At 72.4% G+C, this 11,828-nt stretch carries 11 protein-coding genes; 7 read left to right on the top strand and 4 right to left on the bottom strand.

All coding sequences use genetic code 11. The annotated features are described in order from the left end of the window. Window positions 1–13: 13 nt before the first annotated feature. From OHA17_RS10410 to OHA17_RS10390, 5 genes are all read left to right on the top strand, one after another. Window positions 14–664 (top strand): thymidine kinase, encoded by a 651-nt coding sequence (locus tag OHA17_RS10410; protein ID WP_406506069.1) that lies wholly within the window; start codon window positions 14–16, stop codon window positions 662–664. A 170-nt stretch (window positions 665–834) separates the two neighbouring features. Further along, window positions 835–1,575 carry an SDR family NAD(P)-dependent oxidoreductase gene (locus OHA17_RS10405; protein ID WP_406506067.1) on the top strand — a complete coding sequence of 247 codons (741 nt, stop codon included), beginning with the start codon at window positions 835–837 and terminating at the stop codon, window positions 1,573–1,575. Between the two features lie 357 nt (window positions 1,576–1,932). Next, window positions 1,933–3,123, top strand: coding sequence for a hypothetical protein (locus OHA17_RS10400; protein ID WP_406506065.1), 1,191 nt, complete (start codon window positions 1,933–1,935; stop codon window positions 3,121–3,123). Beyond that, a complete protein-coding gene (locus tag OHA17_RS10395) occupies window positions 3,120–5,321 on the top strand; it encodes a hypothetical protein (RefSeq protein ID WP_406506063.1) in 2,202 nt (733 codons plus the stop codon). The genes OHA17_RS10400 and OHA17_RS10395 overlap by 4 nt, the downstream gene beginning before the upstream one ends. Further along, complete coding sequence (locus tag OHA17_RS10390; RefSeq protein WP_406506061.1) at window positions 5,311–5,877, top strand: flavin reductase family protein; 567 nt, start codon at window positions 5,311–5,313, stop codon at window positions 5,875–5,877. The genes OHA17_RS10395 and OHA17_RS10390 overlap by 11 nt, the downstream gene beginning before the upstream one ends. Here OHA17_RS10390 and OHA17_RS10385 read toward each other — a convergent pair. From OHA17_RS10385 to OHA17_RS10375, 3 genes are all read right to left on the bottom strand, one after another. Further along, complete coding sequence (locus tag OHA17_RS10385) at window positions 5,840–6,334, bottom strand: helix-turn-helix domain-containing protein (protein WP_406506059.1); 495 nt, start codon at window positions 6,332–6,334, stop codon at window positions 5,840–5,842. The genes OHA17_RS10390 and OHA17_RS10385 overlap by 38 nt on opposite strands. A 193-nt stretch (window positions 6,335–6,527) precedes the next feature. Then, window positions 6,528–7,259 carry an IclR family transcriptional regulator gene (locus OHA17_RS10380; RefSeq protein WP_406506057.1) on the bottom strand — a complete coding sequence of 244 codons (732 nt, stop codon included), beginning with the start codon at window positions 7,257–7,259 and terminating at the stop codon, window positions 6,528–6,530. A gap of 161 nt (window positions 7,260–7,420) precedes the next feature. Further along, window positions 7,421–8,140 (bottom strand): VOC family protein, encoded by a 720-nt coding sequence (locus OHA17_RS10375; RefSeq protein ID WP_406506055.1) that lies wholly within the window; start codon window positions 8,138–8,140, stop codon window positions 7,421–7,423. 265 nt (window positions 8,141–8,405) lie between these two features. Here OHA17_RS10375 and OHA17_RS10370 point away from each other — a divergent pair, with 265 nt between their 5' ends. After that, window positions 8,406–9,254 (top strand): sulfurtransferase, encoded by an 849-nt coding sequence (locus OHA17_RS10370; protein ID WP_406506053.1) that lies wholly within the window; start codon window positions 8,406–8,408, stop codon window positions 9,252–9,254. A gap of 64 nt (window positions 9,255–9,318) precedes the next feature. Here OHA17_RS10370 and sepH read toward each other — a convergent pair whose 3' ends face one another. Then, window positions 9,319–10,362, bottom strand: a complete 1,044-nt coding sequence (gene sepH / locus OHA17_RS10365; protein WP_398879972.1) for a septation protein SepH — start codon at window positions 10,360–10,362, stop codon at window positions 9,319–9,321. A 499-nt stretch (window positions 10,363–10,861) separates the two neighbouring features. Between sepH and OHA17_RS10360 the strand changes: the two genes are divergently transcribed. Then, window positions 10,862–11,824 (top strand): hypothetical protein, encoded by a 963-nt coding sequence (locus OHA17_RS10360; RefSeq protein WP_406506051.1) that lies wholly within the window; start codon window positions 10,862–10,864, stop codon window positions 11,822–11,824. Window positions 11,825–11,828 lie beyond the last annotated feature (4 nt).

Below are 11,828 nucleotides of genomic sequence, written 5' to 3'. Positions count from 1 at the left end.
CCGTCACCTTCCCATGCCCGAGCTGGTGTTCTTCTCCGGAACGATGGACTGCGGAAAGAGCACCCTCGCTCTTCAGATCGAGCACAACCGCTCCGCGCGCGGCCTGCAGGGCATGATCTTCACCCGTGACGACCGGGCCGGCGAGGGGAAGCTGTCGTCCCGGCTCGGCCTGGTGACCGACGCGGTGGAGGCCGCCGACGGCTTCGACTTCTACGCCTACCTCGTCTCCCACCTCTCCAAGGGCGGCCGCTGCGACTACGTCATCGCGGACGAGGCCCAGTTCCTCGCGCCCGAACAGATCGACCAGCTCGCGCGGGTCGTGGACGATCTCGAACTCGACGTCTTCGCCTTCGGCATCACCACCGACTTCCGCTCCAAGCTGTTCCCCGGCTCGCAGCGGCTCGTCGAACTTGCCGACCGGGTCGAGGTGCTCCAGGTCGAGGCGCTGTGCTGGTGCGGAGCCCGCGCCACCCACAACGCCCGCACCATCGGCGGTCAGATGGTCGTCGAGGGCGCCCAGGTCGTCGTCGGCGACGTCAATCAGTCGCAGGACGAGATCGGCTACGAGGTCCTGTGCCGGCGCCACCACCGCCGCCGGATGACGAGCGCCTCGGCGCGGGCGGCGGCCCTGTCGCCGGACGTGCTGCCCGTCGCGGCGCCCTGATCGACCGGCTCTGGGCGGGCGAATTCCTCTTCAATTCCACAATGCGGAAACCGAATTCCACTGGATGCTATCCTCGGGATCATGTCGCGGGGGCGTCAGGCGATTCCGGATGCGAACGGGTGGCCTGAAGACATCGCGTTTGCCCCCGCTCGTGACCTGTGGAGGTATGCGTGAACGACGCTCGTGTCGCACTGATCACCGGCTCGTCATCGGGAATCGGTGCCGCGGTCGCCCGCCGTATGGCCGATGCCGGAATGTGCGTGGTCATCAACTCGACGGCGTCCGTCAAGGCCGGCCAGGAGCTGGCCGCCGAGTTGCCCCGGGCCATCTACGTACAGGGCGATGTCTCCGACCCGGCGGACGCGCGGCGCCTGGTCGAGGCGACCGTCGAGGAGTTCGGCCGGCTCGACGTCCTGGTGAACAACGCCGGGCTCACCCGGTTCATCCCGCTCGACGACATCGAGGCGGTCGACCAGTCGGTCTGGCGGGAGATCTTCGACGTCAACGTCATCGGAACCTGGCACATGATGAAGGCGGCCGAGCCGCACCTCAAGGCCACCGGATCCGGCTCGATCGTCAACATCTCGTCCGTGTCGGGCAGCCGGGCCATGGGCAGCTCGATCCCGTACGCCGTCAGCAAGGCGGCCGTCGACCACCTCACCCGGCTGTGCGGGGCGACGTTCGGCCCCGAGATCCGGGTGAACGCGGTCGCGCCGGGGCTCGTGGACACGCCGTGGTACGACGAGGCCCCCGAGGTGTGGGAGGGCTCGCGGGACTGGATCACCGCCAACACCCCGCTGCGCAGGGTCGGTTCGCCCGAGGACGTCGCCGAGGCGGTCTTCAGTCTCGCGCACGCCGAGTACACCACCGGCTCCGTGCTGATGGTCGACGGCGGACGGCATCTGGTCTGAGTCCAGCGCGAGCCAACCCTCTCAACTCGCCCTGAAATCAAGTGTGTTCGGCAGCTGGCGCCCAACCGGTACGGGCCTGTTCCGCAGGGGTTCGCCCGAACACCACGACCACCCGAGCCCGTGTACTCCTTGGGCTGTCGCCGCCACTGCGGCCGACTCCCTTCAAGGAGGACACCATGAAGAAGATCGTCGTGCGCAAGACCGGTTCCATCCGCCTGACCGCACCGTGCCAGACGCACTACAACATCTTCGCCTTCTGACCGGCACGCTCCAGCGACGTGTGCGCAGCGGGGCCCGCGCCTTCACCAAGGGGCGCGGGCCCCGTGCCCATCCCGTACACCTACCGGGAGGCGTCCCGTGCTCCTCGACAGTCCTGTCTCCTTCCACCGGCTGAGTTTCGTTCCCGACGGCGAGGACGTCCTGGTGGGGCGGCCCGACACCGACGACTTCGCCGTCCTGCCACCCGACGGGGCCGCCGCGCTGCGGCGGATGACCGAGGGCCACACCCCCGCCCAGGCCGCCGCCTGGTACGCCGAGCACTACGGGGAACAGCTGGACATGGCCGACTTCCTCGACACCCTCGGCGAACTCGGCTTCGTACGTGGCGCGGACGAGGCTCAGGAGGTCGCGCCCGAGGTCCGCTTCCAGCGCCTGGCCCAGGTCCTGTTCTCGCGCCCCGCGCTCTGCTGCTACGGGCTGCTCGTCGCCGCCTGGCTCGCCGTCATCGCCACCACGCCCGATCTCGCGCCCCACCCCGGCCAGGTCTTCTACACCGACTCGCTGCTCCTGGTCCAACTCGTCGTGGTCTTCGGGCAGTTGCCGTTCGTCGGCCTGCACGAGGCGTTCCACGTGCTGGCCGGGCGCCGGCTCGGGCTGCCCAGCGAACTCGGCATGGGGACGCGCCTCTACATCGTCGTCTTCGAAACCCGGATGAACGGCCTGCTCACCGTCGAGCGGCGCAAGCGGTATCTGCCGTTCCTCGCCGGCATGCTGGTCGACCTGGTGGTGGTCAGCGCCCTCGGCCTCGTCGCCTTCGCGCTGCGCGCGTCCGACGGCGCCGAGCCGGTGGCGGGGCGGCTGCTGCTCGCGATGGCGTTCCCGATTCTGATCCGCTGCGGCTACCAGCTCTTCCTGTTCCTGGAGACGGACGTCTACTACGTCTTCGCCACCGCGCTGGGCTGCCACGACCTGCACGCCGCGACCCGCGCCCTCGTCCTGAACCGGCTGCGCCGCGTCATCGGGCGCCCGGCGCGCGTCGACCTGTCCCAGTGGACCGAGCGCGACCTCGCCGTCGCCCGCTGGTACGCCCCGTTCTTCACCGTCGGGGTGGCCGTGCTGCTCGCCATGGCGCCGCTGGTGTTCGTGCCGCTCTTCGTGCAGACCGTACGGCTGCTCGCGGACGGGATCTCCTCGGCGGGCAGCGGACTGCCGTTCTGGGACAGCCTGGTGTTCGCCGCGCTCAACATCGTGCAGATCGCCTTCTGGGCCTGGCTGACCGTGCGGGTCCACCTCCGTCGTCGCCGTACTTCCCGTGGAGTCCCGTCATGACCACTCGCCACCTCCGGATCACCGGCGCCCGCAGCGCTGATCGCCGGGCCGCGCTCGAAGCCGCCGGCCCCTTCGAGTTCACCACCACCTGTCACCAGTGGCTGCGCGGCCCGTGCACGGCGCTCACCGCGCTGCTGCACCGCTACGTGCCCGAGGCCTGGGCATCCTGGCCGGAACTGGTCGAGGAGCACCGGGCCACCCTCCTCTACCTCGTCCCCGAACTGGCCGGCCGCATCGGCCCGCCGCCGCCCTCGCTGGTGAACGACACCCCGCACGAGGAGCGCACCCGGTACTTCGCCGAGCGCATGATCCGGGCCACCAACCACGGGATCATCGACTTCCTGCTCGCCCACGCCCGCCACCGCCAGGGCCCGCCGCTCACCCTTGCCTTCGACGACGTGCACGCCGCTTCCACCACCGAGCAGGAGTTCCTGGCGCTGCTCGTGCGGCGCGCCGACCCCCGCCTCCTGAGGGTCGCGGTCGCCGGAGCCGATGGGCCGCTGACCACTGAACTGACCGCAATCCTGCGGGAGTTCGCCGAGAGCGTTCCGGTGACGCAAGCCCCCGGCGGCCCTGTGCTCGACGCCCGCGGCTACGTCTGGACGGACTGCACCAGCGACGACCCGGCGGCGTACGCGGCCTATCGCGCGCTCCCCGAGGCGACGCGGGCCGCGCTGCACGACGAGCGCGCCGCCGAACTGGAGGCCCGCCCCGACCGCGGCCTGCTGCTCGGCGCGATCCCCAACCACCGCGAGCGGGGCGCCGATCCGCACGGCGCGGGCCGCCGGGCCCTGCGCGCCGCCCTCGAACTCTGCGTGGCCATCGGCTACTCGGAGGCGACCGCCGACCTCGGCATGCGGGGCCGCGCCCTCTGCGACCCGGACGCCGACGCCCAGGACTACTGCCACTTCACCGCCAAGGCCGCGAGCGCCCTGGTGCCGCTCGGCCGACTCGACGAGTGCGTCGACCTCTACCGGGAGCTGCGCCGCAGGTACGCCACGCCCCGGGTGCAGATGTCGACCAGCTACGCGCTCGCCGTGCTGCACACCCGCTTCCTGGAACCGAGGGACCACGACCTGGCCCTTGAACACATGAACAACGCGAGGGCGTTGGCCGCCCTGGAGCCCGACCCGGTGCTCGGCGCCTACTACCAGGTCTTCCAGGACAACGGCCTCGCCCTCGTCGAGATGCACCGGGGCGATCTGGAGCGCTCGCACGAACTCACCGCGCGCGGCATCGAGCGCCTGGAGCGCGAACTGCCGCCCGACCGTTACGTCGTGCACCGCTCCCAGCTCCTGCACAACCGCGCCCGGGTGCGGTACGCGCTCGGCCGGCTTGAGGAGGCCTACGCGGACTTCACGCAGCTGATCGCCTGGGACCCGTACTACGTCGAGTACCACGTGGACCGCGCCAACCTCTGCCGCCGCCGAGGCGACCTGGCGGGGGCGCTCGCCGGGTACGACCGGGCCGTGCGGGTCTCGGCTCCGATGCCCGAGCTGTTCCACAACCGGGGCGACGTGCGGGCCGAGGCGGGGGACGCCGAAGGGGCGCTCGCCGATTTCGCCCGCGCCCTCGAACTGGAGCCGGACGAGCTGGGAACCAGGCTCGCGCGCATCGCCCTGCTGATCGAGGCGGACCGGCCGGGGGAGGCGCTCGCCGACGTGCGCGCGGGCCTCGGCCTGCACGGCGACGGCTCCCGGCTGCTCTGCCTGGCCGGACTCGCCCAACAGGCGCTGGGGGAGCCGGAGTTGGCGCGCGATGCCTACGACCGAGCCCTTGCCGCAGACCCGGGAGGCGTCCCGGCGCTGACCGACCGCGCGGTGCTCGCCTTCGAGCAGGGCGACGCGCAGGGGGCGGTGGCCGATCTGACGGCGGCCCTCGCACTGGGCGGCGAGCACCCGGACGTGCTGTACAACCGGGGCTTCGCCCTGCTGGCCGCGGGGGACGCCGAGCCCGCCCTGGCCGACTTCACCAGGGCGCTCGCGCTGCCCGGCGCGGACCTCGCGGCGCTGCTGTGCCGCCGCGCGGAGTGCCTGGCCGGGCTCGGCGAGAGCCGCCGGGCCGCCGATGACCTGCACGACCTGCTCCACCTGCACGCCCAGGGTCTGCTCCCGCGGGACGCGGAACCGGCCGAGGCGCTGGAGATGCTGGAGGAACTTTCCGCGGCGGGCGTGGGGGGCGGGCGCGATGGACGCTGAGACCTTCCGGGCGGCCATGGCACGGATCGCGGGCCCGGTCGCCGTCGTCACCGTGCGGGACCCGTACGGTGCCCCGTACGGAATGACGGTGAGCTCGCTCTGTTCGCTCTCGCTGCGGCCGCCGCTCGTGCTGTTCTGCGTGGCGGCCACCGCCTCCTGCCACCCGGTGCTCCGCACGGCCCGCCGGTGGTGCGTGAGCGTGCTCGCGGCCGGGCAGGAGGACGTGGCGCGCCGGTTCGCCGCCAAGGGCGAGGACCGGTTCGCCGGCCCCGGGCTCGACGCCTTCGGCGGCCTCCCCGCGGTGCAGGGCTCACTCGCCCGGCTGCCGTGCGCGTACGAACAGGTCGTTCCGGCGGGCGACCACAGCATGGTCGTCGGCCGAGTACTGGAGGCTCAACTACCTTTGGTGGACGTCTCGTTGAGGCTGCCCGAGGCGCAACTCGATGCCATCGATGGCCCGTTGCTGTACCACGCGCGCGGCTACCGGTCCCTCGCCCCGGCAGCCGCGCACGAGGCACTCAGCGCGCCGCGCGGCGCGCCGCTCCCCACAGGATGACCACGGCGAGCGTGGCCGGGACGCCCAGCGCGAAGCCGAGCCCCGGTGCCGCGCCGCCGCCGAGCACGGCACCCGGCACCGCCGGCAGGAGCGCCCGTGGCCTCCGGTGAGCCCGCGGAGATGCCCCACCCGGCTCGGCCGAATCGCGTGCCTCACCGGGCTTCGGCGACTCGGCCGAGTCGTTCGCGAGCATCGCCGCCGCCCGCTCGGCGAGCGCCTCGCGGCGCAGCCGGGCCAGCGTGCCGCCGGGAATTTCGAGGGCCGCTTCGAGCGCCCGGTCCAGATCCGGCGGCGGCAGCCGCCTGCCCTGTTCGTAGTCGGAGATCGGGCTGTGCGCGGACAGGCCGACCCGGCAGGCCAGGACCCGCATCGACTGCCCGGTCTCGATCCGTTTGCGGCGCAGCAGCCGGGCCAGTTCGCCCGTCGCCGGACCGCCCGGCCGGGGCGCGCCGGTCATGCGCCGCCCCTGCCCGACCGGTCGCGGCCGCCCCACACCTCGGGCGCCACGACCCACACCACCACGGTCGCCAGAACATGGAAGTTCCACCGCCGTGACCTGCTTCCCCCGCTCATCACTTTCCCCCTTCGGCTCTCTTCGTCTCGCGGCTGGTCCGCCGGATTGGAAGCCTGGCCCCGGGGCCCTGCCGCTGTCACGCGCGGTTCCGCTCAGCGGAACGCGCCGCCCGCAATCCGGCGCTGATGGCGCACCCCGCCTGCCGCACCGCGTCCGAGAACCGCTCCAGCGGGCTATCGGGGTCGACCAGGGCGCACGCCGCCGCCACCGGACGCCCGCCGGTTCCGTGGACCGGGGCGGCCACACAGCTCACGCCCTCCATGAGCTCCTGCCGGTCGAAGGCGACGCCCCGCTCCTGGATCGAGGCCGCCTCCCACCGCCAGCCGGACGGCAGCGGGCCGAACAGTCCGTTCGGCCGGGCCTCGGCGACCAGGAGCTTGCCCGCGGCCGTGGCCCACGGGAAGACCGCGCCCGCCCGCACCGGCATCCGTTCGTCGAGCTCGCCGGGCGAGGCGTGCGCGATCAGGGTTCTGCCCTCCGAGAGGACCGCCACCGTCACCGTCGCCCCGGTCGCCGACGCGAGCCGCCGCAGCGGGGCACGCGCCGCCGCGCCGAGTCCGGGGTAGGGCTGCCAGGCCTGACCGAGCCGGAACATCCGCGGGCCCATGCGGTACTGGCCCTGCTGCTGCCGCTCCACCGCGCCGAGATCCGCCAGCTGCTGGAGCAGCCGGTGGGCGGTGGCCTTCGGCAGTCCGCTCTCCTCGGCGAGGCGGGTCACACCGGCCTGGCCGAGCCGTTCCATCGCGGCGAGGAGCGCGAAGGTGCCTTCCAGCACGCTGCGGGCCCCCGAGTGTCCTGCATCCCCCATGCGTCTCCCCCTGGCGGCCAGTGTCCCGCAGGCACACGCCGGCCGAGCAGACCGGAACCGGGCGCGAGGAGGTGATGGGTACGTCTTGTGTACGCGACGGTGGACCGCGCGTGCCCCGGCTCAGTCAGCGGCAACTCACGTACGGGACAAGGGAGTTGGGCTCATCCGTGCGATCGTACGAGGGTGAACACGGCCCCCTCGGGGTCGGCGACCGTCGCGAGGCGTCCACTCGCGCCCTCGTGCGGCTGCTGAAGGATGTGCCCGCCCAGGTCGGCGACCCGTACGGAGGCCTCGTCGACGTCGGCGGCCTCGAAGTACGTCATCCAGTGCGCGCCCTTGTCGCGCGGCAGGGCGTTGCCCACGCCGTGCAGCGAGGCGACCGGGCGGCCCTCCAGATGGAGCGTCACATAGTCGAAGTCGGCCGACACGACGGCCTCCACGTCGTAGCCGAACAGCGCCTGGTAGAACTTGCCGACCGACGAGGTCTCGCGCGTGACCAGTTCGTTCCAGGCGGGGGTGCCGGGCGCGCCCGCGACGGCGGAGCCGACGTGGTCACCGGCCTGCCAGATGCCGAACACCGCGCCCGCCGGGTCAGAGGCGATCGCCATCCGGCCCGCCTCGCCCGCATCCAGCGGGCCGACGCCGACGGTGCCGCCGCAGTGCCGGATCGTCTCGGCCGTCGCGTCCGCGTCGTCGGTCGCCAGATAGGTGGTCCAGGCGATCGGCAGATGCCGGTCGGGCGGCAGCTGGCCGATTCCGGCCACCTCCTTCCCGTCGAGGAACGCGCGGACGTACGGGCCGAGCTGGTTCGGTCCTGGCCGGAACTCCCAGCCGAACAGTGCTCCGTAGAACTCCTGGGTCTCGGCCAGACCGTGCACCATGAGACTCACCCAGCAGGGCGTGCCAGGTGTGCGCCGGGTCTCCGACTGGGTCATCGTCACTCTCTCCTCGACCGTCGCCAAACTGCTGCTCGGTGGTGCGGTTCGGTAACCCGCGCACCCGGGCCGATGCTTCCACCACCAGCGCCGCAGCGCGCCCCGGCCGCGCCGCTTTTGGCGCGTTCCCGCAGGAGGATGCCCGTTTTGGGGATTCTCATCCTTTTCCTGGGCGTTACGTTCCCGGTGGACTGTGCGCAAGGATGAGTCCATGAATGCCATCATCTCCGCACCCGAACTCGCGGCCGAGGCGGCCGGGCCGCGCCCGCCGGTGCTGCTCGACATCCGCTGGCAGCTGAGCATGGCGAAGGCGGCCGGCGAGCCCGCGTTCGACGGCCGGGCCGCGTACGAGGCCGGGCACCTGCCCGGCGCCGTGTTCGTCGACCTCGACGCGGAACTGGCCGGTCCGCCCGGATCCGGCGGCCGCCACCCGCTGCCGGACGTGGCCGAATTCGGTCGGGTCATGCGCCGCGCGGGCGTGTCGGCCGGGACGCCGGTCGTCGTGTACGACGGCGGTCAGGGCTGGGCCGCCGCCCGCGCCTGGTGGCTCCTTCGCTGGACGGGCCACCAGGGCGTCCGTGTCCTGGACGGCGGCCTGGCCGCCTGGACGGGCGAGCTCTCCACCGAGATCCCCGCCCCCGCCGAGGGCGACTTCCGGCCCGAGCCGGGCGCCGTCAAGCTCCTCGACGCGGACGCGGCGGCGGCGCTTGCCCGCTCCGGGCTGCTGCTCGACGCCCGTGCGGGGGAGCGGTACCGAGGAGACGTGGAGCCCATCGACCGGGTCGGCGGCCACATCCCGGGCGCCCACTCGGCGCCGACCACCGAGAACGTGGGCCCGGACGGCCGCTTCCTGCCCGCCGACGAACTCGCCGCCCGCTTCAAGTCCCTTGGCGCCTCGGGCACCGAGGTCGGCGTGTACTGCGGCTCCGGAGTCTCGGGCGCCCACGAGGTACTGGCCCTGGCGGTGGCGGGCATCCCGGCGGCGCTGTACGCCGGTTCGTGGTCGGAGTGGTCCTCGGACGAGTCGAGGCCGGTGGCCACGGGGCCGGACCCGCAGTAGGGGGTAAGGAAAGGGCCCGCACACATGGTGCGGGCCCGCGCGTTCCTTAAGGGTGCTTCTTGAGCTAGTCCTGCTTCTTCCTGCGCGTCCCGAACACGATCTCGTCCCAGCTCGGCACAGCCGCCCGCCGCCCGGGCCGGACCCCGTCCGCCTCGGCCTGCCGATCGGTGGTCCCGGTGAGCCGGTCCCGGTGACCGGCCACCGTGCGCGGCATCAGGACATCCGCGTACGCGGAACCCGCACCCGCCGAAGCGGCCGGCGCGGGCGGCTCTTCGACCTCCGGCTCGGCGGCCGGTTCGGTCTCGGGCGGCTCGGGCGGCGCCGTCGGACGCTCCGGGACGACCATGTCGCCGCGGAAGCTCGGCACGGCTTCGAGCAGGCTGGTCAGCGAGTCGCTCTCGTCTGCCACCGGCTCGGGCGGCGGCGTCGGACGCTCCAACTGCCGGTCCAGGGCGCGGTCCAGAGGCCGGTCCCGGGGCAGCCGCGCGATCCGGGGCACGAACGGGAAGCTCGGCTCGGGAACCGTGGTGATGGTGTCGTCGGACTCGCCGATGAGCGAGCGGGCCTCGTCGTCGACGGCCTGCACGAGCCGGCGCGGCGGGTCGTAGGTCCAGCTCGCGGAGTGCGGCTCACCCGCGACCAAGTACACGAGCAGGACTTCCCACGTGCCGTCGTCGCGGCGCCAGGAGTCCCACTGGACGCTGTCCTTGTCGGCGCCGCGCAGCAGCAGCCGCTCCTGGACGGCCTCGCCGAGCTGGGGGCCGGTGTTCTCGCCCGGACGCCGCACGGGAGTCTTCCGCGCCCGCTCCGCCATGAAGGCGCGCTCGGCGAGGACGGGGCCTTCGAAACGGCGTACGCGGTCGACCGGAATGCCGGCGAGCTGGGCGACCTCCTCGGCGGAGGCACCGGCTCGTATACGCGCCTGGATGTCGCGCGGGCGGAGGTGGCTCTCCACCTCGATCTCGATCTGTCCGAGGCGGGCTCGGTCGTTGCGCACAGCGGCCCGGAGCCGCTCGTCGATCGGAAGCGTGTACTCCGTGCTGTCCGCAGCCTTGAGCACCAGTCGTGTGCCGTCGTTGGAGACGGCCACGACACGCAGTTCGGGCATGGGGACCTCCCGGGTGGTGCCTGCCGACGTCACGTGCGTCGCTGCTTCCGCTAGTCGAGTGTGGCCTGCCCGGGTGCAGCCTGCCACAACATTGCCGAGTTGCCCGGCGTGTCGGGCATGGGCCCTGGAACGCCGTTATGGCACGGTTACCTTTTCGCAACGCAGAGTGACCGAGATGGTCACTCTGTGCAGCAGGCGCCCGTGCGGAGCCGCGGCGCCGCCGGTTCGAGTGCCGCGTTCGGCCCCCTCCCGTAAGTCCCGGATACCCGTGTGGGACCCGGGGCCCAGGGCTCGCCACAGTACTCCATTCGGGCCACCGGGGTGGACCGGCGCGCCGCCGAAGTTCTCGCGGGGTACGGGAGTTGGACCCGTTGTAAAGCCTTGGCGAGTGATCCGTACGTGTCCTGCTTCACACAATTCACGGAAACGGAACTATTCCTTTCGCTCAAATGTCCTTTCTCTGTGCAAGACGGACCAGAAGGGCGAACAGAGGCTGGCAATGGGTGACAAGCAGGACACCGGGACCGAAGAGAAGAAGCGCATCGACTTGAGCGTGCCTCAGGTCGCGGGCAGCGCGCTCGCCGCGGTCACCGCCGCGGTGCTCGCCTCCCAGCTGGGCGTGTACGGCACGTTCCTCGGCGCCGGTGTCGTGAGCGTGGTCGCCACCTGCGGAGGCACCGTCTTCCAGCACTTCTTCAAACGGACCGGCGAGCAACTGCGCGAGGTCACCGTCCAGGCCAAGGTCGGCTCGCGCCAGGTACCGGTGGTCTCCCCTTACAAGGGGGCGCGGGACGAGACCGCGGTCCTGCCGCAGGCCGACGTGGACCGCACCCAACTGCTGAAGTCGATCGACGAGACGGCGATGGCGCCGCGGACCGACGCGGACCGCACCCAACTGCTCAGGTCGGTGGACGAGACCCAGCTGTTGTCGTCCGCGGCCCGCCCCGCGAAGGGGTTCAACGAGGCGAGCGTCCACGGCACCCGGCTGCGCGGATGGAAGCGGCCGGTGCTCGCGGCGGCCGTCGTCTTCGGCGTGTCGATGGGCGGCATCACCACGTACGAACTGCTCTCCGGCGGCGAGGTCGGCGGCAACGGCACCGGGACCACGCTGGGGTCCGTGTTCACCGGCGGCTCCAAGAAGCAGGAGAAGCCGTCCGCGCCTTCGGACACCGGCGACGACCACAAGCGCTCGCCCGGCACCGGCGGTTCGTCGACGCCGGGAACCAGTGGCGGCGGCACGACCGGAGGGGACGCGTCGACGAACAGTCCGTCGCCGAAGCCGTCCCCCTCCAAGTCCACGGATTCGGGCTCGGGTTCGGGGTCCGGATCCGGTTCCGGCTCGGGCGGTACGACGCCGACTCCGACGCCCACTCCGTCCACTTCGAAGGGCTCCGGATCCGGGAGCGACGCCGGCGACCCGGCCACCCCGGACAGCAAGTCCGGCGGCACCCCCACCCCCTAGCGGC

Source organism: Streptomyces sp. NBC_00212 (assembly GCF_045206365.1).
In the GTDB taxonomy this organism is placed as follows: Bacteria; Actinomycetota; Actinomycetes; order Streptomycetales; family Streptomycetaceae; genus Streptomyces.
The sequence above is the reverse complement of the archived record's forward strand: the minus strand, read 5'-3'. Positions and strand labels throughout refer to the sequence as shown.

Coding starts and splice junctions, on each gene's coding strand:
- OHA17_RS10395 (WP_406506063.1), top strand. CDS start 3,120: ATGACCACTCGCCACCTCCGGATCACCGGCGCCCGCAGCGCTGATCGC.
- OHA17_RS10380 (WP_406506057.1), bottom strand. CDS start 7,259: ATGGGGGATGCAGGACACTCGGGGGCCCGCAGCGTGCTGGAAGGCACC.
- OHA17_RS10390 (WP_406506061.1), top strand. CDS start 5,311: ATGGACGCTGAGACCTTCCGGGCGGCCATGGCACGGATCGCGGGCCCG.
- sepH (WP_398879972.1), bottom strand. CDS start 10,362: ATGCCCGAACTGCGTGTCGTGGCCGTCTCCAACGACGGCACACGACTG.
- OHA17_RS10375 (WP_406506055.1), bottom strand. CDS start 8,140: ATGGTGCACGGTCTGGCCGAGACCCAGGAGTTCTACGGAGCACTGTTC.
- OHA17_RS10370 (WP_406506053.1), top strand. CDS start 8,406: ATGAATGCCATCATCTCCGCACCCGAACTCGCGGCCGAGGCGGCCGGG.
- OHA17_RS10360 (WP_406506051.1), top strand. CDS start 10,862: ATGGGTGACAAGCAGGACACCGGGACCGAAGAGAAGAAGCGCATCGAC.
- OHA17_RS10385 (WP_406506059.1), bottom strand. CDS start 6,334: ATGACCGGCGCGCCCCGGCCGGGCGGTCCGGCGACGGGCGAACTGGCC.
- OHA17_RS10410 (WP_406506069.1), top strand. CDS start 14: ATGCCCGAGCTGGTGTTCTTCTCCGGAACGATGGACTGCGGAAAGAGC.